We start from the raw sequence: 17,303 nt of genomic DNA, 5'->3' as shown, positions 1-17,303 counted from the left end.
AAGTAAATATCATATTATTAGAAACAGGAGGAAGATAAGATGGGACATTCTCATGGGCACGACCATAGTCATCATGGACATCATCATGGATTCTCAGAAATAAGAGAAGGAAATAAAAAGGGCTTACTTATAGCGTTAATCATAACAGCTGGTATTATGATGTTAGAGTTTTTTGGCGGCTTACTTACAAATAGTCTTGCTTTATTGTCAGATTCTGGACATATGCTAAGTGATGCAAGTTCTCTTTTTTTAAGCTTTCTAGCAATCTGGTTCGCCACACGGCCTGCCTCTTCGAATAAAACCTACGGCTATTATCGTTTTGAAATTTTAGCGGCTTTATTTAATGGTGTTACTTTATTTGTTATTGCCTTTTTTATCATATTGGAAGCAATCGAACGTTTTTCCCAACCACCGACTGTCTCAAGTGGAACGATGATGATAATAGCTGTAATTGGACTATTAGCGAATATGATTAGTGCTTTAGCTTTAATGAGAAAAGGCGATGTAGAGGGCAATGTTAATTTACGAAGTGCTTATTTACATATCTTAGGGGATGCGTTAGGTTCTGTTGGCGCAATTATTGCAGGCTGCCTCATGCTCTTCTTTAAGTGGTATATTGCTGATCCAATCATATCTGTTGTAGTGGCGCTATTAATTTTGAAAAGCGGCTGGGGAGTAATTAAAACGTCGATCCATATTTTAATGGAAGGAACACCAACCACTATTAATCAAGAAGAGGTAAAAAAGGAGTTGGAAGGAATCGCTGGAGTAATCGATGTACATGACTTGCATATATGGACAATCACCTCAGGATTAGATTCACTAAGCTGCCATCTATTAATTGATGATAAGAGTGATAGTCAAGTGATTCTACAGAATGCGATTGATCGTCTGAAGACTAAATTTAAAATGGAACATACAACAATCCAAATCGAAAAGTCACAGATTCAGCATGAGGATATGAATGTATAATAAAAAATAAGGGACTGGAACAAAACTAAAAAGGCTATGCTTAAAGCTGAATAATAAATTTGTTGAATTAAACAAATGATAAATAGAATCTATTTTTGTTTTCACCCCATTTTATAAGATTAGTGAAATGGAGAGGAAGACACTCGACTCCTGCGGGAAATAGAGGAAAGGCTGAGACCCCGCAGTGTGGAGGCTTAGCTTCCTCCCGCGGAAAGCGAGTGACTGGAGCGTAATGGAACAAATTGGTTTCACCACTAAGTTAGAGATTGTTCGTCTTTATCCAATATATATTTTGTTTTGTCCGCCCTTCTTTTTTGACAAAAAAAAGACCCGAAACACGGGTCGCTACTGGGCTAGCTGGATTCGAACCAACGAATGACGGAGTCAAAGTCCGTTGCCTTACCACTTGGCTATAGCCCAAAATAGTTGATATATATAGTATGGATAGGAGCTGTTTTTTTATACAGACTATTGGAACTTTCTTGGAAAGATTGTTAATCAATGTATCAATGGAAAAATACAATTCAATTGTATAAGTAGCTCTAATATTAAATTCGTAAAAAAATTAAAAAGAAAGAAGGAATTTACCCTTTTTTGTCGAAAGATATATTTGAATAAATATAAAGGTGGTGTTAAATATAAGTGTTATCAATTGAAGCTCTAGCAAATCGTATTATTTGTGAGGCAGTAGAACAGAATGCTACTGATATTCACATAACCCCAAAACAAAAGGAATCTGTCCTCCAATTCCGAATTGCCAATCATTTAATTAATCACTTAGTAATTTCAGCAAATGAATGCGACAAGTTGATCTCTCATTTCAAATTTACAGCATCTATGGATATTGGCGAAAGAAGAAAACCGCAAAATGGATCTATTTCCACAACAGTCAAAGGTCAGTATATTGGCTTACGACTTTCAACCTTACCATCTCACCCTCATGAGAGTTTAGTAATTCGTATACTTTCCGACCAAAATATGCTTCCAATCTATCACATCTCTTTATTTCCGAATATTTCTCGTAAATTAATCTCCTTGTTAAAGCATGCACACGGATTAATAATTCTGACCGGTCCAACTGATAACGTTACGTAAATATTAATAAAACAAGACATCAGTAATCGTAACTAAATCTTTTCCATACTTACATCTGTCTGGTCTTTGTGGAGGTTGGGGGATTAGTTCATAATCAATTTTCTTTATAAATCTGGAGATAAACATTTTTTTTTCTTCTTGAGTGAGAAAATGGAAAGTTTGATTAAAAGTGAATACCACATTTTTTATTTCTTCAATATCAACTTGTATAGGTTCCTTCTTCTCAGATAACTTTCGTTTTAATTCTTCGAACAGTTCTCTGGTTTCTAACATTCTTTGTTCAAATTCGCTATCACTAATTAAATCTGATGCCCATGCACGTTGATATTTTTCTCTTTTTTTCTCTAATGATTTTAATTGGTCTGTCAAATGTTTGGTCTCATCTGGTTCTTCCGTAATTTCTATTCCTTTTAAATCAATCTTTTTCATATAAATATAAAGTGCGTCCAAAAAACGTTTTTCTCCAATTTGTTTAATTTTTTTACCTTTCAAATAACAAGAACTACACTTATAAATTGTACTTTGATATTCAGTACCATCTTTCCGCTTACGTAAATATCTGTTAACTGCTAGCGGTTTTTTACATGTAGGACATGAAAGTTTACCTTGAAATAAATAGTTACCAGCCACTTCTCTCCTATGATGTTTAGAACGATCATTTAAAATTTCCTGTAATTTTTTATATTGAGATTTAGAAATTATTCCTTCGTGTGTATTTTCATATACCTTATCATTCCATCTTGTAGCACCATATATAGCTGGGTTTTTTAGAATTCTTAAAACACCCTTAACATGCCAAGTTCTATCGTCATTAGTTTTATTAAGATAATTCGCCAACTGTGTTGCTGACATACCGTTAAATGTTTTCTCGATCATATCATATACAACTTTTGATTTCTCATTTTTGATTAATTTTTCATCTTCCGTTAAATCAAAACCATATGGGATTGCTCCAACTCGCTCACCGTCAGAAACTTTTTGTTCTAAAGCTACTTTTATTCTTTCTGATAAATTTTCTGTTTCCCATTGTGCAAGTAATGCGACTAGGCCGATGAACATTCTCCCCATTGCATTGGATGTATCATAAAGTTCTGTCGCTGATTTAAATGAGCAATTATGCTTTTCTAACATTTCTAACATTTCATAAAGATCCTTAACTCTTCTTGTAAAACGATCAAGTCGATAAACTAAGATCATAGATATTCTTCTGTTTTTGACATCATCTAACAGTCTTTGCAATTCTGGTCTATTCATATCTTTAGCAGATATTCCTTCATCGATATAAAATTTAAAATCATTCCATCCTTGTGCTGCACAATAGGCGATCAATCTTTCTTTTTGAGCACCTATAGAATATCCTTCATTTGCTTGTTCTTGAGTAGAAACACGAATGTAAATTCCAACTGTCATTAATATTGTCTCCCTTCAAAAAAAGGAGAGCCGTCGCTCCCCAATTTAAATTCCTAGCTAGTAATTTAAAGATCGACTGTAAATCTAATTGCTTTACCTATGATTCTTGCTGGATTTTCTTTGTTTACAATAATAGGTTCATAAGCTGGATTTTCTGGCATTAACATAACGAGACCACCAAGTTTTTTTACTCTTTTTAAAGTTGCCTCAGTATCTCCATTTACTAACACCGCTGCTATTTCTCCGTTTTCTACATCGCTTTGTTGTCTAATCATTACTGAAGAACCATCTGGAATAGTAGGCTCCATTGAATCACCTTTTGCATCGAGGTAATAAATTTCTCCATATGGTAAATTTTCAGGTGATTCATATCTATATCCAGCAAAGTTTTCTTCTACATATATTGGATCTCCACAAGCAATTGTCCCTAAAATAGGAACTTTAACTAATTCTGTAGTAGTAGAGTATAGGTTATTAGGCTTGTCTTCCGTAAGATCAGAACGATAAATACCAAAATAATCAGCCATTAATTGTATCTTATCTATTCTTGGATATGTATTACCTTTCATCCAATTAGAAACGGTCGTTTCTGGTATGTTTAAATCTCTAGCCAAATCAGTTTGATTTTTCCCCATTCGATCTAAATATTTTTTAATATTCTTAGCCATAATTTGTTTTAAATTCTCTTTCTCGTCCATTTTTGCACCTCCTTTCTTCATTAATATTACCGTTTTTCGGTAGTGTTGTAAAGAGGTAAAATACTTTTTTTCGGTACTTTTTTTAATTTTAACGATTGACAATACCGTTTAAAGGTAGTATATTAAAAACATAGAAATAAGGAAAGGAGTTGAGAGCATGAACAGAGTATTTCAAATATCATTAGCAGCAGCTAGAGTGAATGCAGGTTTAAAACAGATGGAAGCAGCAAAAGAACTTGGTATTACTGAAAAAACTCTAGGTGGATACGAACGAGGTCAAACCGCTATTCCTGGTCATGTTTTACAAAAAGCAGCAAAACTTTATGATATACCTTCTGATTTGATTAGACTTCCTAATGTTAATGATGGAAAACATGATGATGAATTTTTTTTAAATAGTAGTACCGTTTAAAGGTAGTAAGGAGTGGTGAAGATGAAAGGAATAAAAATCAATCCACCAAACATAAGCGATGAAACTATGAAAGAAATGGTGAAATTCTTTATGGAAACTTCAATACCAAGAATCATTGCATATGAAAAAGAACAAAAAAAGAAATAAAAACAATAAACCCAATACAATCCAATGCGCTGTGAACCGAGCCCATGACGGTTAATGATGAGATTAATAGCTTAGTAGACGGTAGCAACGTCAGAAGATTGAAAGGAGAAACCAATGAGCCTACAAGAAGAAAATAAAAAATATTTAGATGAACAGAAAAAAATATCTGTCACATCAAAAATAGTGGGAGCGCTAGTAGAAAGCGAATCAAATGCTTTAGAAGCTATAGAAATATTGGAACGAGCCAAGCAAACATACTTAGAAAGAAGTTGGCACATCTCAGTAATAAAGAAAGCAGATTAATTTTGACAGGAGAAACAAAATGGATTTAACAGTAATTAATCATAACAATCAACGTGTTTTAACGACAGCATTATTAGCAGAAGCATACGGAGCAGATAAGCAACAAATAAGTAAAAACTTCACTAGAAATGCAAATAGATATAAAGAAGGTAAACACTACTTTGCTTTAACTGGTGAAGACAAAAGAAACTTTCTCAACCATGTACAAATTGACGATGGTTCAAAAAATGCAAATACACTTTATCTCTGGACAGAAAAAGGAGCATGGCTGCACGCTAAATCATTAAATACAGATGCTGCATGGGATGCTTACGAGAAACTTGTGGATGAATATTATTCAGTGGTCAAAGTGTTATCAGATAAAGAACAACTCATAGCATCTATAAAACTAACCATAGAACATGAAGAGAAATTCAACGAATACGATGGCAGGCTGTCCAAGCTAGAAGACAACGTAAGAATAGATTCATTTGAACAGAATGCCTTGCAGAAGCAGATTAAGAAGAGAGTGTACAAAGTATTCGAAACAGCCAATCCGAATGGACTGGACCTAAAGAAATTGTTCCCATGCATCCACAGAAACTTTAGAGATGCGTTTGGAGTACCGACCTATCGTGATTTACGCAAATTGGATTATGAAGAAGCCATTTCATGGGTGAAGACATGGAGACCATTAATATGATTGAACACATTGAATTGTTAGTTGCAGGTGTTCTTTTAAACAACATAGTTATATTAATACTTATATTTACAAAGGAAGATAAGGAGTGGTTTAAATGAAAATCAAACCAGCTGAATGGTTAAAGCTTAATTCAGAAGAAAAGCAAAATCTACTTAAGTCTAAGAAGGGAGTGAAATAATGGATTACTACTTAAAAGCAAGTCGATTAATCGGTGAAATACAACAATTAGCTGTATTGATTCATTTGCAGACGGAAATGGGTTGTGAAGTTAGATTTCACAGTCATGTTGAAGAATTTGAATTTTATTTTGCTCCAAATAAAGAAATGTTTGTAAAGCGTTATGGCGAATTACCACCAGAACAACTAATAGTAACAGAGTTTTATGTTGGATTAAATTGGAATGAAACAGGATTAAAACAGCAAAAAACTTTAAAGAAACTAATGAGAATCAAAAGGATGCTCGTTAATTCATTGAAAGAAAAAAATATTGATTATGGCAAATTGGATTACACGATTGAAACCATCGAATATAAGCAATATGTCATTTGATTGTGGAGGGTGAGGAGTAAATGGGGTTTGTAATATACCTATCAACAACAAAAATGACCAATGACAAGAAAGTAGTTGATAGTAACAGTTATGGTTACTGGCAAGGTAAACATTATACAGTCCAAGGTGAAGATTATCCTATTACAGATAAAGAAATAACAGAAGAAACGAAAGTGTATAAAAGCAAAGTAAGGGCAGAGAAATCGGCAGAAAATGCAAGTCTTAGATTTGGATATGTAGTGGATTGGAAAGTTGAAGAAAAATAACCGACAAAAGTCGGTACTCTTTTTAGCAAATGTGCGAAAAAAGACGAACGAAAGATGTTCTATTGAAAGGTGGTGATACATATGCGAGAGATTAAGTTTCGAGTTTGGGATAAGGATTACTCAAAAATGCACATTTGTGGAACGAATACTCATGATGCAATCAATTTTCTAGAAAATCAAGCTTGTTATTACAATCAACAAAATGGTTGTGGAAGCTTACCGAATGGAGAAGGTACTTATGACTTGATGCAATATACAGGCCTAAAAGACAAAAACGGTGTGGAGATTTATGAAGGGGATGTCGTAAAAGGTCATTGGTGGGCTTATGGTAAAGCACATAGGCATATCGGCAAAGTAACTTATGGGATGGCAGCTTTCAAAGTTGTTGGAGTAAAACAGTATTTAGGAAATTCAATCGAACTAGATCCAACTTTTGAAATAATCGGCAATATCTATCAAAATCCTGAACTATTAGAAAGGGGTGAATAAGCATGAGCCAAGAAGTAATCAACGCAATATTTGACGGTGATCTACATACAAGGCTTCAAAATGTAGAGTTCTCAACTAGTCCAAGAGAAGTAATCACAGTAGACGAAATGATAGAAGGGATTGAGTGAAATGAAAGCAGCAGAAATGAGAAAGAAATCTACAGATAATCGACATAAAGTAGCTGTGGCGAACTTAGAACAATTTATTAATAGAACAAATGAAATTATCAAAAGTAAAGCTAATGATGGCCATTTCAGTTACATCACACCAGTTCCTAGTGATCCTTTATGGAATGAGTATCAATGTACAGAATCTATAGCTAATTATTATCGAAATAGAGGGTTTAAGGTTAATATTAACAACTTTTTTCTAAATAAAACCATGTGTATTTCATGGTTGGAAGAAGGAGAGGAATTGGATGATTGAACATCCAGTTATCAGTCAAATTCGCTCTACTGGTTATCCAAATATGATTGCACAGCCGGAACACGCTGGAATTGATTTCTTCGGAAATGAAATTTTAGTAGGTGACGAGATTATTGAACATGACGGCAATGTCATTTTAGCTGACAGTTTAGAAGATTACTTGATTGAGGAATTAGGGTTTGAATTTAAAACAGCAGAATAGGAGGACAAGCTATGAAGCAAGGAAAGAACCCAACTAAAAAGCAAAAGATTCACATTAAAAGTTACGGATTAAATCCCGACAACTGGCTGATTTATAAGAATGCTGGTGATCAAGTTTCATTGGTTCATAGATTTACAGGAACGACAAGAAAAATCCCAAAATAAAAGCGATACGCTTGGCAGAGCATACCGCAATTGGTCAGCGACCAAACAAATAGTTAACACAATAATAGGACATATTGTGTTAAAAATCAAGGGGAGGTTATAAGGTGCCATTCTTTAATGCGGAAGATAAAACCATATATAGCCCAGTTAATCCAGAGTTAGAAGAACTTTATAACTTTTTAGAAAAGCATCAAAAACTAATGAGTGGTAGTGCTTTTTATGACCAACTCATTGCTATATATCAAAAATTAGATAAGAAATCTAGGGAGGAAAAATAATGAGCGAATTGTCTTTGCAATATAACCAACAGCAACAACCAGGAGTGTTAGCACAGTCCTCAAGCAGCCGAGAAATGGAGGAAGTAAAAGGTCAAATATTCATGGCTAAGCAGTTCCCTAGAAATGTGTTTGATGCAGAAAAACGGATTTTAGATAACTGCAAAAGACCAGCATTAGCAGAACAAGCAGTCTATAGCTACCCTCGTGGAGGAAATAAGATAGAAGGTCCATCTATTCGTCTAGCTGAGGTTTTAGCTCAAAACTGGGGCAATTTATCGTTTGGTGTAAAAGAACTCGAACAACGTAACGGTGAATCTGTAGCAATGGCTTATGCATGGGATTTAGAAACAAATGTAAGACAGGAAAAGATTTTCACTGTTCCTCATTCTAGAAAAGCAGGCGGGCAAATAAAGAAGTTAGATGATCCAAGAGATATTTACGAATTAGTTGCCAACCAAGGAGCAAGAAGAGTTCGTGCTTGCGTTTTAAGTATCATACCAGGTGACATTGTGGACAAGGCTGTTGAGGAATGCAATAGAACTCTTACTGGTCAAAATAAAAGTCCTTTAAAGGACAGAGTCGGAAATGCTCTTAAAGCATTCAAAGACAATCATCGTGTAACTCAACAAATGATTGAGGCTCGATTTGGCTATAACGTTGATTCCTTTTCTGAAAGAGATTATTTAGATTTAATCAAGATTTTCAACTCTTTAAAAGATGGAATGAGCAAAGTTGATGATTGGTTTTCAAAAGGACAAGAAATCAAAAAAGCAGAGAAAGAGAAAAGCAGCACATTAGCAGAGTCTTTCAAAGAAGAGAAGGGAGCTGACAAGGTAGATGGAAAAGAAGCTGCTCCAACTGAACAAGGAGAATTATCATTCGATTGAAGCTGATCGAGATTACATGTCAGTTTCCCAGTTTAAAAGCTTTGTAGAGTGTGAAGCTAAAGCATTTGCAAAACTAAGTGGTGAATATAAGCAACCTTCTTCAAATGCTTTGATTGTCGGTTCTTATGTACATGCTGCCTTTGAAAGCGGAGAAGCCTTTAAAGAGTTTGTAGAACAAAATAATGGGGCCATTTTTAAGTCGCGTGGTGGCATGTATTCAGACTTTGAAACAGCTAATTCTATGATATATGCAGTAAAACAGGATCCATTTGCTATGTTTGCAATGGAGGGTGAGAAAGAAGTGATTTTCACAGGGGAACTATACGGTTCTCCTTGGAAAATCAAAGTGGATTCCATTAATCATAATCGAAATACTTTCTCGGATTTAAAGACTACACAGGACCTTCATAAAAGGTACTGGAGCGATAAATACGAAGGGTGGGTATCATTTGTTGAAGCGTGGGATTATGTTCTTCAAATGGCTATTTACCGCAAGATTATTGAGCAAAACACAGGTTCTTTATATAACCCATACATCGTGGCTGTTACAAAGGAGAATCCACCTAACAAAGCTGTTTTACATTTCGATGAATCAAGATTCTCATTTGAGTATGAATATACAGAAATGAAGATGGAGCGATTTGTACAGGTAAAGAAAGGTAAGGAAAAACCTATTGGTTGTGGAAAATGTGATTATTGTAGGTCAGTAAAAAAGCTATCAGACACCATGGAAATAGGATCGCTGCTTTATGTATGACCAAGATGTTCCTACTCATGTTGTCTTGCCAGAGTGGATTTGGAAGGAAGCAAAAGATACGGAACATCTTAAACAACTTATTTTGCAGTATATACAAAAGTGCTATCCAGGATATCGAGTTAAGAAAGTATCAAATGGAATGGCGATTTGTTATAGGAAGTAGGTGAGACAATGCCCGAAACCTTTTATTTTCCGGTACACATGGGACTCCTTTCACCTCAGCATAAAGAAAATATAGGTAACGCCTTATGGGAGTTTCTCTGGATGATCGCTAAGACCACAAAAGAAGTTAAGAGTGATGATGGAGAGACTTGGGGCATTGTTCTTGGTGGAAAACCTATTAAGTTATCTGAAATAGCTGAGGATTTAGGCAGTAGTGAACGGACTATTCAAAGAAATATCGGAAGACTCAAAGACTATGGCTATATTCACTCAGTAAAAGCACCTTACGGAGATATTTTTAAAGTGAAAAATTCTAAGAAGTTTTATAAAAAGAGACATGACAAATCTGTCGTGTCTGACCAAAAGAGAGACGACAAATCTGGCATGTCTCTAAAGGAGAGACACGACAAAAGTGGCATGTCTGAACCGAGAGACACGACAGATTTGGTAGAGAGAGACGACAAAAGTGTCGTGTCTAATAAGATAAAGAAAGATATAAAAGTTATTGATATAAAACAACAACAAGATATAAAAGAGAACGAGGTTGATGTTATGGAAAATAATCCAGTTTTAGAATATGAAAAAATCTTTGGCTTTCCTTCACAAATTTTAATTCAAGAATTTAATTTTTGGATAGATAGTGAGGAATCATTTTTCCAAGAACCAGAAGCCATAATTTGCGAAGTGATTAAACAGGCTGGAAAACAAGCTCCTAGAAATCCGAGTAGTTATGTAAAAGCCATTATTAAAAAATATCATGACATGCAGCTATTCACTTTAGAAGCAGTCCAAGAGTATAACCGGAAGTTTGAAGAAAAACGAAATGGCGGTGATCTAGGTGGCAACAGATATAAAACAGATTCTGCAGCAACTTCAAGCACGAGCCAAACCAATACAAACGGAACTCCCGTTGGGCGTGTCAGAAGAAAACAAGTATAAATGCTCTATTTGCAAAGATAAACGAATTGTCATTTATCGGGTCCATAAGGATACGGAATGGAAGGAAGATTATATCAAGGTGAATGGAAATGTTGAAAGCCGATTGGTACCTGATGAAATGGTGTTAGAAGATGATTTTTTAGCTGGCAAGGTATGTGGACCTGATGAAGCTTGGCAATGGCGAGATACTTACTCGAAAAAATGCAACTGTGTTCAATCTGTTAAGACAAATAGAATCCTTAAGTCGAGTGAGATAACAGAAGCATTTAAAAGTAAGGGATTCAAGACTTTCATTACTGAAGGCAAACCGCAAGTAATAAAAGATGCATTTGATTGTGCAGTTGAATATTACCAATCGTTCCGAGATATACGATTTACAGAGCGTAACAGTATGGCTCTATTAGGGAATCCAGGTTCAGGCAAAACACATCTACTAACTGCCTTGTGTAACAACTTAATGTCCAAAAGGCAAATACCAGTATTGTACTTTCCTTATGTCGAAGGTTTCACGGATTTGAAGGACGATTTTAACAAGTTACAAGCTAAATTAGATCGGATGAAGAAAATCGAAGTTCTGTTCATAGATGATTTGTTTAAGCCTTTTATGGTTCAGACAAAACAAGGAAAGATCAAAAAGCCACGAGCAACAGAGTGGCAAGTAGAAATGACTTATGAAGTTATCAATTACCGATACAACAATATGTTGCCTTTCCTTATCTCTTCTGAATTGAATACAAGTGAGTTAAGAGAAATTGATCCAGCTCTTGCGGACAGAATCATTGAAAGATGCAGCGACTTTACAGTGAATATCACAGGTATAGAAAAAGACTTGAATCATAGATTGCGAGGAATTGAGAATGTGTAATCTATGCAACGGAAAGAGAGTTATTAATGAGTTTGAAGTGTATGGCATACGTTATAAACCTTGTCCTAAATGCCCGCCTATAACAGAAAAAGAGTTTCATACTGATTTAGATGCACTCAAAGAGCGAATCAAAGCATTTAAGAAGGAAATGAGCGCAGTTGGCAGCTAAGAAGGAACGAACATCACCGCATAACTATAAGCCGGACGGAAGGGCAAGAAGTGACAGAAAAATAACAGTTCTCGAAGATTGTAACTTTGAGTTTTATGAAAGTGACTTAAAAGAGATTTCTAAACAATTTAGAGATTACCGAGATATAGAACGAATCGCCAAAATGATGAATCGTGACCCTGATGAAATCATGCTGGCAGTCATTCATCTAGCGAAATGTAAGAAATTAAAACAAGTGAATAGGAGGAAGAGAAAATGAAGTGCTGTTATCCAAATTGCAATCAAGATGCAAGCAGTACTTGGGCGCTCGTTCCATTGTGTGTCCATCATCATAAATCCATCGAAGAAGAAACGGACAAGTATTACAACCAAGATCGAAGTAAAAGAATTCCTTACGGATTAAGAGAAAATTATTTGAAAATTGCCAGCCAAATACCATTTAGAGCAAAGGAGATTGACTTATGAGATTTGTTGGGATTGACCCAAGTACTAAAACAGGATTTGTCGCTTTGGATGAAAAGTTAAATGTCTTAGTACAAAAAGAATTAACAGGTATTGGTGATAAGGACCCGAAACGTATGGCGACAATGATCGATGATGTTATGAGACATATGCAGCCAGATGATGTTGTGGTGATTGAAGGCTTTGGCTATAGCACAACACAAGGAATACAACTAGGCGGAATCGGATGGGGAATAAGAATGGCATTGCTTAGAAGACGAATCAATTACATTGAGGTAGCTCCTAGCGCCGTTAAAAAATTTGCAACAGGCAAAGGGAATGCAACTAAAAACGATATGATTCAACCATTATTCGATTTATGGGGATATAGCAATAAAAGTGACAATATAAGGGATGCTTTTGTAATGGCCCATATAGCTAGAAGTATTCATCTTTTCAAGAATGCTTCTGAATTAGAAATGAATATGATTCTACATCCATACCAAACAGAAGTATTAGTAAACATTCTTCAGCCAAAGCAAAAACCGAAAAAGAAAAGAAAGAAGAAGCAGGTTGCAAAATGACATTAGAACAAGAAAAAGACGATTTAAAGGCAAAACTTATTAATCTAGGATATTTCAAAACTCCTGATGGAAGGCAGCTGTACGAACTTACATATGAGGAGCTTGAAAATATATATAACCAATTAAAAGGAGCGAACCACTCATGCAACTAACCGTTAAAGCACATTTTAATAAACAAACAAAGGACAGTAAAAAGGAATTAATCCAGTTTTATGTAAAAGGCGATGATGAAAAGAAGCCAGAAATCAATCATTTAACAAGGGAAGTTGTTGAGCTAGAGATTGAGGGTGTTGAACAAAAGCTAACATGTGAGTTCAGCAAGAGTGCTAAGGACAGCAAGAAAACAGTCCTAGACTTCATCGTTAAGGGTGACACATCATCTGATCAATCTTTTAACTTTTATAAAATGGCCGGTTCTGATGTCACATTAAACATTGTTGAATCACAAATGAGCATAGAAGAATTTTATGGTGAGGATGACCACGAAGGCATTGAGTATTCAGTCGATAAAGAAGGCAACGTGAATGTGCCAAGTGACCAAATCTCTATGGATGAACTTAATGAGGACGAAAAAGAATTAGATTAATAGCTTCACTCTCCTTCCTTCGGGAGGGAGAGTGATATGTAAGTTATTTAAATAGTTCATAGAAACCCATTTGCATTGGATAGATCCAGATATAACCTCCAAGAATTAAAATAATTGGTCCGAGAAAGAAATTAAAAATTTTATTTGGAAGCCATCTGAATAGTAATGAATACAAAATTGCTATTACAAGAAAAGTTACAAATAAGATCAGCAATGGTCCAATAAACATCATTGAATTTAAAGGAATATTATCGAACAAAATTAAACACCTCCATTTGACATGGTTATATTTTACTAATTATTTAGTTATAAAGAAACAATATTTTAGGAGGAATCAAAATGAGCATAACAAGTTTACTAGATATGACAGTATGCTTGATGTGCAATGGACATGGGACTATTTATAAAGATAAAACTTGCCCGCGTTGTAAAGGAGTGGGCGAGCATCCATTAAAGGTTAGGAGGAAGAAAAATAATGAAAGATTTAACAATACAAATAAAAAAATGGGCTGTTGATAGAAATTTACACACTGCTGATCCAAATAAGCAAATGCTAAAACTGATTGAAGAAGTTGGAGAACTTGCGCAAGGCATGGCGAAAAATAATAGTAAACAAATTGAAGACTCCATTGGTGATGTGTATGTAGTATTAGTTATTTTGTCTGAACAACTTGGCTTGGACATTGAGGAATGTGTTGAATTGGCATATCAAGAAATTAAAGACCGTAAAGGAAAGATGATTAATGGAGTATTCGTGAAAGAAGATGATTTGAAATAATAACATTTTTCTCCGGTTTTTAGGTTGGTCATGTATCTATATTTTTGATTATGTATTTGGGATTCAGATGTTAGGGGAAGATGCAGGTGCTAGTAGAGAAAAAGTCATTTGGATTAATTCAGTTGCTGCAAAACATGGTGAGTTTCAAGAAACACTGTTTTAGTTTAGCTTAAAAACCTAGAGTGAAATATTATTTAATAGTACAATATTCATAACAGTTGTTATAATCAGTAGATAGAAATTACCGTGTTACCTAGTAAAGTAAGAATACCTTTAGTAGAAGTACCGAAAGATTTAAAGGAATAAAGGGGAAGAAACGTTGAAAAATGATAATTTTGTGTTTTTATTAGGAATTGGTTTTGTTGGTGCTGCAATGTGCGGATTAATTTTTAGTATAGATTCAAGTATAATCCTTGGATTAACTATATTTGGTTTCTGTTTAGCATTATCTGATTATTTTACGATACCCCTTAGAGAAGGTGAAGAGACCTCATTTGATCAGCTAAACAAAACTAAGATTGTGTTTAAAGTTATTCAATATGCTTTTGTAGTTGGTTCAATACCACTAGCGATTGGATTACCGTTATTAATTAATGATCTTTTTGCTAATCCTGAAGAAGCTTATTCCCAGTTTTCGAATTATATAGCAATCTTTAGCATTGGACTTTCTCTGATGATGAGAAAAAAATATCGATAGTAGATTGAATCGATCTTTTTTGAATGACAATAAATAAAGTAAATACAATTTTTTGTTCATTGATTATTTTTATGGGGGGAAGTCGTCTTGAAACAAATGTCTTTTGTGCTTCCTGAGATAGATAGAAAATTAACGCAGCAGGCTGTGGAAGGCGAACTAGAGAAATACCGATTATTCAAGTATCTAGAATTTGAAGAAAGAGAAGCGAGTATTACTGCAAGTTCAGAACCTAGATACCATGGACCAACAAATCAGACAAGTGACCAGACTTCCAATATTGCTACATACAACGTAGATCAACAAACTTATAGACAAAACTTCATCAATCGAGTAGAAAGAGCTGTAGCAAGGTTGCCTAAAATGGAGAGATTCTTGATTGAAGAAAGGTACATGACCAATGAATCTGAATATATAACGGATTACAATGTATATTGCTTTAAATTTCAGCCACCAATAAGCGCTGTAACATATGGTAAGATTCGATGGAAGGCATTTTATAGACTAGCATTAAATATGAATATAGCTGTATTAAAAGATTAAAAGATTAAAAGATTAAAAGCCTTGGATTATTTCCAGGGCTTTCTTTTGTTACTATAACCTTTCTTAAATACTTTGTTGTATTTTGGATTTAATGCTCTTACCATTAGTTTTTCAACGTCATCCACGTTTTTATTATATTTAAACACATTATCGAAATTTTTAGCAGCAGTTATTAAAATGGTGGATATCTCATGATGAAATTCTTTAGAATTGGAACTTCTTCCACGTATGTGTTCAAGAATTCTTTCGAGTAGAACTGTAGACCAACCAATATATAGTAACTCACCATCACTATTGTAGAATCTATATATATCTCTATCCGGAAGACCTGTTCTCCAACCTTTTTTACCAACATCACTAGATTTAATCATTGCATCTGTAACTAGCCATCCATACATTTAAATCATCCATTCATTATTTAATAAAAAAATCATATCAAATAATTAACAAAAAGTTATCTAATTTGTTTAAAAATGGTTTAAGAAATTAAGTTTTATCCGTGGTAAATTTATATTATCAAGAAAATATTCAAAAAAGAACGTTCCTAGACTAATAGGAGCGTTTTTCTGTTTTAATGAACAAATACTCTAGCAATTTATTAAAATCAAAATTTAGGTTATTTCTGTAAGTCTGAACACTATTATAGGATGTGGTGATTATGAAACTAAAAGATCATCTACGAACTGACAACTTAGAAAAGATAAATAAGATTAGGAAAGAGAAATTATCTAAGCATGATTTACGTGAATTGATGGGGACTAACAGGGATACTTATAAAAGGCATAATGGGGCCATTAGGAGGAAATAAAATTAAAAATATTTTCCATAACTCTTGTATTTTGGTACTAGATATGGTACTATATAAATATAGGAGGTGAGACATGGCTAAGATAGATAAAATCATCTTAAAGATGAAAAATCAACCAAAGGGAATTACATTTAATGAAGTCAAAAAAGTCCTTGAACATCTTGGATACATAGTAGTGAGAATTCGCGGTTCTCATCATCAATTCCGAAATGAACAAGGACTTGTGACAACAGTCAAGCGTGAAAATCCAGTAGCCGTTGAAGCCGTAAAGGATGCGCTTGAAAGGTTGGGAGAGTAATCTCCCTTCTTTTTCCCTAATATCTTAAGCCATATACACATGGAAAGTCAAAAAGATTTATCTTATTATCTATCCTTACCATATACCTTTCAAGTACGTAGAATTGAGGAAGATAACGAGGTTCGTTACTGGGCTAATGTAAAAGAGCTAGATGGATGTCACACGCCAGCTAATAGCTATGAAGAAGCTCTAAACGAATTACAAGTAGTGCTAGAAATGTATATTGAAACTAAATTGGAACATGGTGACCCGATTCCTGAACCAGTTGACCAAGAATATAGTGGGAAGTTTAATGTACGTGTTCCTAAAACATTGCATAAGCACCTAGCGAAAATGGCAGAAGAAGAAGGTATTTCATTGAATCAGTACGTACTTTATAAGCTAAGTAAATAATTCGCGGATTTTGTCGAACGATAGTATTTGTCCATTTATTTCCTTTCTCTGATAATTAGGAGGAAGGAGGTGGAATAATTGAACAAAAAAATAAGTTCAATGCAACTTGCAGAAAATCTAGCTGTAGAAGTTGCAAGAAATAGAATGAGAATAATCGCTATCAATGAATTGTTGATCGAAAAAGGGATATATACAAAAGAAGAAGCCAATGATAAATTTACAACTATACTTGATGAAAGAACCGAAGAAATCATTAGAGAAATCTTAGGTGATCTGGAAAATGATGAAACTGAATAAAATAAAAAG

At 34.4% G+C, this 17,303-nt stretch carries 35 protein-coding genes and 1 tRNA gene; 32 read left to right on the top strand and 4 right to left on the bottom strand.

What is annotated here, in order from left to right:
- Nucleotides 1-39: 39 nt before the first annotated feature.
- Nucleotides 40-972 (top strand): cation diffusion facilitator family transporter, encoded by a 933-nt coding sequence (locus tag NiCM35_RS18390; RefSeq protein WP_095332765.1) that lies wholly within the window; start codon nt 40-42, stop codon nt 970-972.
- Nucleotides 973-1,320: 348 nt separating this feature from the next.
- Here the strand turns inward: NiCM35_RS18390 and NiCM35_RS18385 are convergent.
- Nucleotides 1,321-1,392, bottom strand: a tRNA-Gln gene (locus NiCM35_RS18385).
- A 222-nt stretch (nt 1,393-1,614) separates the two neighbouring features.
- Between NiCM35_RS18385 and NiCM35_RS18380 the strand changes: the two genes are divergently transcribed.
- Nucleotides 1,615-2,067: an ATPase, T2SS/T4P/T4SS family gene (locus NiCM35_RS18380; protein ID WP_249928299.1), complete on the top strand. Its 453-nt coding sequence runs from the start codon at nt 1,615-1,617 to the stop codon at nt 2,065-2,067.
- Between the two features lie 3 nt (nt 2,068-2,070).
- On the opposite strand, the gene NiCM35_RS18375 is transcribed toward NiCM35_RS18380, so the two are convergent.
- Both NiCM35_RS18375 and NiCM35_RS18370 read right to left on the bottom strand, forming a co-directional pair.
- Nucleotides 2,071-3,477, bottom strand: coding sequence for a recombinase family protein (locus NiCM35_RS18375; RefSeq protein WP_433780474.1), 1,407 nt, complete (start codon nt 3,475-3,477; stop codon nt 2,071-2,073).
- A gap of 65 nt (nt 3,478-3,542) precedes the next feature.
- The gene (locus tag NiCM35_RS18370) at nt 3,543-4,175 is read right to left on the bottom strand and encodes a LexA family protein (protein WP_341132758.1); all 633 of its coding nucleotides are present in this window, start codon (nt 4,173-4,175) and stop codon (nt 3,543-3,545) included.
- Between the two features lie 157 nt (nt 4,176-4,332).
- On the opposite strand from NiCM35_RS18370, the gene NiCM35_RS18365 reads away from it, so the two are divergent.
- From NiCM35_RS18365 to NiCM35_RS18235, 27 genes are all read left to right on the top strand, one after another.
- Entirely contained in the window at nt 4,333-4,587 is a 255-nt protein-coding gene (locus NiCM35_RS18365) for a helix-turn-helix domain-containing protein (RefSeq protein ID WP_123257977.1), read from the top strand.
- 21 nt (nt 4,588-4,608) lie between these two features.
- Complete coding sequence (locus tag NiCM35_RS18360; RefSeq protein ID WP_433780471.1) at nt 4,609-4,734, top strand: hypothetical protein; 126 nt, start codon at nt 4,609-4,611, stop codon at nt 4,732-4,734.
- A gap of 114 nt (nt 4,735-4,848) precedes the next feature.
- Complete coding sequence (locus tag NiCM35_RS18355) at nt 4,849-5,037, top strand: hypothetical protein (protein ID WP_433780469.1); 189 nt, start codon at nt 4,849-4,851, stop codon at nt 5,035-5,037.
- 19 nt (nt 5,038-5,056) lie between these two features.
- Nucleotides 5,057-5,719 carry an ORF6N domain-containing protein gene (locus NiCM35_RS18350; protein ID WP_433780467.1) on the top strand — a complete coding sequence of 221 codons (663 nt, stop codon included), beginning with the start codon at nt 5,057-5,059 and terminating at the stop codon, nt 5,717-5,719.
- A gap of 177 nt (nt 5,720-5,896) precedes the next feature.
- Nucleotides 5,897-6,268: a hypothetical protein gene (locus NiCM35_RS18345; protein ID WP_433780465.1), complete on the top strand. Its 372-nt coding sequence runs from the start codon at nt 5,897-5,899 to the stop codon at nt 6,266-6,268.
- Between the two features lie 20 nt (nt 6,269-6,288).
- Nucleotides 6,289-6,534, top strand: a complete 246-nt coding sequence (locus NiCM35_RS18340) for a hypothetical protein (protein ID WP_433780463.1) — start codon at nt 6,289-6,291, stop codon at nt 6,532-6,534.
- Between the two features lie 81 nt (nt 6,535-6,615).
- Entirely contained in the window at nt 6,616-7,023 is a 408-nt protein-coding gene (locus NiCM35_RS18335) for a YopX family protein (protein WP_433780461.1), read from the top strand.
- Nucleotides 7,024-7,025: 2 nt separating this feature from the next.
- Nucleotides 7,026-7,151 (top strand): hypothetical protein, encoded by a 126-nt coding sequence (locus tag NiCM35_RS18330; protein WP_433780459.1) that lies wholly within the window; start codon nt 7,026-7,028, stop codon nt 7,149-7,151.
- 1 nt (nt 7,152) lies between these two features.
- Nucleotides 7,153-7,449 carry a hypothetical protein gene (locus NiCM35_RS18325; protein WP_433780457.1) on the top strand — a complete coding sequence of 99 codons (297 nt, stop codon included), beginning with the start codon at nt 7,153-7,155 and terminating at the stop codon, nt 7,447-7,449.
- The gene (locus tag NiCM35_RS18320; protein ID WP_433780455.1) at nt 7,442-7,651 is read left to right on the top strand and encodes a YqaI family protein; all 210 of its coding nucleotides are present in this window, start codon (nt 7,442-7,444) and stop codon (nt 7,649-7,651) included. Before NiCM35_RS18325 ends, NiCM35_RS18320 begins: the two co-directional genes overlap by 8 nt.
- Nucleotides 7,652-7,662: 11 nt before the next feature.
- Nucleotides 7,663-7,815, top strand: coding sequence for a DUF6906 family protein (locus NiCM35_RS18315; protein ID WP_164463660.1), 153 nt, complete (start codon nt 7,663-7,665; stop codon nt 7,813-7,815).
- 104 nt (nt 7,816-7,919) lie between these two features.
- Nucleotides 7,920-8,093 (top strand): hypothetical protein, encoded by a 174-nt coding sequence (locus NiCM35_RS18310; protein ID WP_433780453.1) that lies wholly within the window; start codon nt 7,920-7,922, stop codon nt 8,091-8,093.
- Nucleotides 8,093-8,980 (top strand): hypothetical protein, encoded by an 888-nt coding sequence (locus NiCM35_RS18305; protein WP_433780451.1) that lies wholly within the window; start codon nt 8,093-8,095, stop codon nt 8,978-8,980. The genes NiCM35_RS18310 and NiCM35_RS18305 overlap by 1 nt, the downstream gene beginning before the upstream one ends.
- Nucleotides 8,931-9,737 (top strand): PD-(D/E)XK nuclease-like domain-containing protein, encoded by an 807-nt coding sequence (locus NiCM35_RS18300; RefSeq protein ID WP_433780449.1) that lies wholly within the window; start codon nt 8,931-8,933, stop codon nt 9,735-9,737. The genes NiCM35_RS18305 and NiCM35_RS18300 overlap by 50 nt, the downstream gene beginning before the upstream one ends.
- The gene (locus NiCM35_RS18295) at nt 9,730-9,900 is read left to right on the top strand and encodes a hypothetical protein (protein WP_341132748.1); all 171 of its coding nucleotides are present in this window, start codon (nt 9,730-9,732) and stop codon (nt 9,898-9,900) included. The genes NiCM35_RS18300 and NiCM35_RS18295 overlap by 8 nt, the downstream gene beginning before the upstream one ends.
- 8 nt (nt 9,901-9,908) lie before the next feature.
- Nucleotides 9,909-10,838 carry a DnaD domain protein gene (locus NiCM35_RS18290; RefSeq protein ID WP_433780446.1) on the top strand — a complete coding sequence of 310 codons (930 nt, stop codon included), beginning with the start codon at nt 9,909-9,911 and terminating at the stop codon, nt 10,836-10,838.
- The gene (locus tag NiCM35_RS18285) at nt 10,762-11,703 is read left to right on the top strand and encodes an ATP-binding protein (protein ID WP_433780538.1); all 942 of its coding nucleotides are present in this window, start codon (nt 10,762-10,764) and stop codon (nt 11,701-11,703) included. The genes NiCM35_RS18290 and NiCM35_RS18285 overlap by 77 nt, the downstream gene beginning before the upstream one ends.
- Nucleotides 11,696-11,872: a hypothetical protein gene (locus NiCM35_RS18280; RefSeq protein WP_433780444.1), complete on the top strand. Its 177-nt coding sequence runs from the start codon at nt 11,696-11,698 to the stop codon at nt 11,870-11,872. The genes NiCM35_RS18285 and NiCM35_RS18280 overlap by 8 nt, the downstream gene beginning before the upstream one ends.
- Nucleotides 11,862-12,131 carry a hypothetical protein gene (locus NiCM35_RS18275; protein ID WP_433780443.1) on the top strand — a complete coding sequence of 90 codons (270 nt, stop codon included), beginning with the start codon at nt 11,862-11,864 and terminating at the stop codon, nt 12,129-12,131. The genes NiCM35_RS18280 and NiCM35_RS18275 overlap by 11 nt, the downstream gene beginning before the upstream one ends.
- Entirely contained in the window at nt 12,128-12,337 is a 210-nt protein-coding gene (locus NiCM35_RS18270; protein ID WP_249878197.1) for a hypothetical protein, read from the top strand. Before NiCM35_RS18275 ends, NiCM35_RS18270 begins: the two co-directional genes overlap by 4 nt.
- Nucleotides 12,334-12,897, top strand: coding sequence for a crossover junction endodeoxyribonuclease RuvC (locus NiCM35_RS18265; RefSeq protein WP_433780441.1), 564 nt, complete (start codon nt 12,334-12,336; stop codon nt 12,895-12,897). Before NiCM35_RS18270 ends, NiCM35_RS18265 begins: the two co-directional genes overlap by 4 nt.
- Nucleotides 12,894-13,049, top strand: coding sequence for a Fur-regulated basic protein FbpA (locus NiCM35_RS18260; protein ID WP_433780440.1), 156 nt, complete (start codon nt 12,894-12,896; stop codon nt 13,047-13,049). Before NiCM35_RS18265 ends, NiCM35_RS18260 begins: the two co-directional genes overlap by 4 nt.
- Nucleotides 13,040-13,483, top strand: a complete 444-nt coding sequence (locus NiCM35_RS18255; protein WP_433780438.1) for a hypothetical protein — start codon at nt 13,040-13,042, stop codon at nt 13,481-13,483. The genes NiCM35_RS18260 and NiCM35_RS18255 overlap by 10 nt, the downstream gene beginning before the upstream one ends.
- A 339-nt stretch (nt 13,484-13,822) precedes the next feature.
- Nucleotides 13,823-13,999, top strand: a complete 177-nt coding sequence (locus NiCM35_RS18250) for a hypothetical protein (protein ID WP_433780436.1) — start codon at nt 13,823-13,825, stop codon at nt 13,997-13,999.
- Nucleotides 13,959-14,261, top strand: a complete 303-nt coding sequence (locus tag NiCM35_RS18245; RefSeq protein ID WP_171509756.1) for a MazG-like family protein — start codon at nt 13,959-13,961, stop codon at nt 14,259-14,261. Before NiCM35_RS18250 ends, NiCM35_RS18245 begins: the two co-directional genes overlap by 41 nt.
- A 319-nt stretch (nt 14,262-14,580) precedes the next feature.
- Nucleotides 14,581-14,958: a hypothetical protein gene (locus NiCM35_RS18240; protein ID WP_249878202.1), complete on the top strand. Its 378-nt coding sequence runs from the start codon at nt 14,581-14,583 to the stop codon at nt 14,956-14,958.
- A 96-nt stretch (nt 14,959-15,054) separates the two neighbouring features.
- A complete protein-coding gene (locus tag NiCM35_RS18235; RefSeq protein WP_433780536.1) occupies nt 15,055-15,498 on the top strand; it encodes an ArpU family phage packaging/lysis transcriptional regulator in 444 nt (147 codons plus the stop codon).
- 26 nt (nt 15,499-15,524) lie between these two features.
- On the opposite strand, the gene NiCM35_RS18230 is transcribed toward NiCM35_RS18235, so the two are convergent.
- Entirely contained in the window at nt 15,525-15,896 is a 372-nt protein-coding gene (locus tag NiCM35_RS18230; RefSeq protein WP_433780433.1) for a GIY-YIG nuclease family protein, read from the bottom strand.
- Between the two features lie 483 nt (nt 15,897-16,379).
- On the opposite strand from NiCM35_RS18230, the gene NiCM35_RS18225 reads away from it, so the two are divergent.
- The 3 genes from NiCM35_RS18225 (at nt 16,380) to NiCM35_RS18215 (ending at nt 17,294) form a co-directional block, all read left to right on the top strand.
- Nucleotides 16,380-16,604, top strand: coding sequence for a type II toxin-antitoxin system HicA family toxin (locus NiCM35_RS18225; protein WP_433780432.1), 225 nt, complete (start codon nt 16,380-16,382; stop codon nt 16,602-16,604).
- Between the two features lie 39 nt (nt 16,605-16,643).
- Nucleotides 16,644-16,997, top strand: coding sequence for a type II toxin-antitoxin system HicB family antitoxin (locus tag NiCM35_RS18220; RefSeq protein WP_433780430.1), 354 nt, complete (start codon nt 16,644-16,646; stop codon nt 16,995-16,997).
- A gap of 78 nt (nt 16,998-17,075) precedes the next feature.
- Nucleotides 17,076-17,294, top strand: a complete 219-nt coding sequence (locus NiCM35_RS18215; RefSeq protein WP_433780429.1) for a hypothetical protein — start codon at nt 17,076-17,078, stop codon at nt 17,292-17,294.
- Nucleotides 17,295-17,303 lie beyond the last annotated feature (9 nt).

Origin of the sequence: Niallia sp. M35, from assembly GCF_050971705.1 — a bacterium.
Lineage (GTDB): Bacteria > Bacillota > Bacilli > Bacillales > Cytobacillaceae > Niallia > Niallia circulans_A.
The sequence above is the reverse complement of the archived record's forward strand: the minus strand, read 5'-3'. Positions and strand labels throughout refer to the sequence as shown.

Excerpts from the sequence above, each read along its gene's own strand:
- NiCM35_RS18265 (WP_433780441.1), top strand. The coding sequence starts at position 12,334 with ATGAGATTTGTTGGGATTGACCCAAGTACTAAAACAGGATTTGTCGCT.
- NiCM35_RS18370 (WP_341132758.1), bottom strand. The coding sequence starts at position 4,175 with ATGGACGAGAAAGAGAATTTAAAACAAATTATGGCTAAGAATATTAAA.
- NiCM35_RS18355 (WP_433780469.1), top strand. The coding sequence starts at position 4,849 with ATGAGCCTACAAGAAGAAAATAAAAAATATTTAGATGAACAGAAAAAA.
- NiCM35_RS18390 (WP_095332765.1), top strand. The coding sequence starts at position 40 with ATGGGACATTCTCATGGGCACGACCATAGTCATCATGGACATCATCAT.
- NiCM35_RS18220 (WP_433780430.1), top strand. The coding sequence starts at position 16,644 with ATGGAAAGTCAAAAAGATTTATCTTATTATCTATCCTTACCATATACC.
- NiCM35_RS18290 (WP_433780446.1), top strand. The coding sequence starts at position 9,909 with ATGCCCGAAACCTTTTATTTTCCGGTACACATGGGACTCCTTTCACCT.
- NiCM35_RS18305 (WP_433780451.1), top strand. The coding sequence starts at position 8,093 with ATGAGCGAATTGTCTTTGCAATATAACCAACAGCAACAACCAGGAGTG.
- NiCM35_RS18255 (WP_433780438.1), top strand. The coding sequence starts at position 13,040 with ATGCAACTAACCGTTAAAGCACATTTTAATAAACAAACAAAGGACAGT.
- NiCM35_RS18225 (WP_433780432.1), top strand. The coding sequence starts at position 16,380 with ATGGCTAAGATAGATAAAATCATCTTAAAGATGAAAAATCAACCAAAG.
- NiCM35_RS18280 (WP_433780444.1), top strand. The coding sequence starts at position 11,696 with ATGTGTAATCTATGCAACGGAAAGAGAGTTATTAATGAGTTTGAAGTG.
- NiCM35_RS18345 (WP_433780465.1), top strand. The coding sequence starts at position 5,897 with ATGGATTACTACTTAAAAGCAAGTCGATTAATCGGTGAAATACAACAA.
- NiCM35_RS18300 (WP_433780449.1), top strand. The coding sequence starts at position 8,931 with ATGGAAAAGAAGCTGCTCCAACTGAACAAGGAGAATTATCATTCGATT.
- NiCM35_RS18330 (WP_433780459.1), top strand. The coding sequence starts at position 7,026 with ATGAGCCAAGAAGTAATCAACGCAATATTTGACGGTGATCTACATACA.
- NiCM35_RS18250 (WP_433780436.1), top strand. The coding sequence starts at position 13,823 with ATGAGCATAACAAGTTTACTAGATATGACAGTATGCTTGATGTGCAAT.
- NiCM35_RS18230 (WP_433780433.1), bottom strand. The coding sequence starts at position 15,896 with ATGTATGGATGGCTAGTTACAGATGCAATGATTAAATCTAGTGATGTT.
- NiCM35_RS18350 (WP_433780467.1), top strand. The coding sequence starts at position 5,057 with ATGGATTTAACAGTAATTAATCATAACAATCAACGTGTTTTAACGACA.
- NiCM35_RS18365 (WP_123257977.1), top strand. The coding sequence starts at position 4,333 with ATGAACAGAGTATTTCAAATATCATTAGCAGCAGCTAGAGTGAATGCA.
- NiCM35_RS18235 (WP_433780536.1), top strand. The coding sequence starts at position 15,055 with ATGTCTTTTGTGCTTCCTGAGATAGATAGAAAATTAACGCAGCAGGCT.
- NiCM35_RS18360 (WP_433780471.1), top strand. The coding sequence starts at position 4,609 with ATGAAAGGAATAAAAATCAATCCACCAAACATAAGCGATGAAACTATG.
- NiCM35_RS18340 (WP_433780463.1), top strand. The coding sequence starts at position 6,289 with ATGGGGTTTGTAATATACCTATCAACAACAAAAATGACCAATGACAAG.
- NiCM35_RS18375 (WP_433780474.1), bottom strand. The coding sequence starts at position 3,477 with ATGACAGTTGGAATTTACATTCGTGTTTCTACTCAAGAACAAGCAAAT.
- NiCM35_RS18325 (WP_433780457.1), top strand. The coding sequence starts at position 7,153 with ATGAAAGCAGCAGAAATGAGAAAGAAATCTACAGATAATCGACATAAA.
- NiCM35_RS18315 (WP_164463660.1), top strand. The coding sequence starts at position 7,663 with ATGAAGCAAGGAAAGAACCCAACTAAAAAGCAAAAGATTCACATTAAA.
- NiCM35_RS18320 (WP_433780455.1), top strand. The coding sequence starts at position 7,442 with ATGATTGAACATCCAGTTATCAGTCAAATTCGCTCTACTGGTTATCCA.
- NiCM35_RS18295 (WP_341132748.1), top strand. The coding sequence starts at position 9,730 with ATGTATGACCAAGATGTTCCTACTCATGTTGTCTTGCCAGAGTGGATT.
- NiCM35_RS18260 (WP_433780440.1), top strand. The coding sequence starts at position 12,894 with ATGACATTAGAACAAGAAAAAGACGATTTAAAGGCAAAACTTATTAAT.
- NiCM35_RS18270 (WP_249878197.1), top strand. The coding sequence starts at position 12,128 with ATGAAGTGCTGTTATCCAAATTGCAATCAAGATGCAAGCAGTACTTGG.
- NiCM35_RS18245 (WP_171509756.1), top strand. The coding sequence starts at position 13,959 with ATGAAAGATTTAACAATACAAATAAAAAAATGGGCTGTTGATAGAAAT.
- NiCM35_RS18335 (WP_433780461.1), top strand. The coding sequence starts at position 6,616 with ATGCGAGAGATTAAGTTTCGAGTTTGGGATAAGGATTACTCAAAAATG.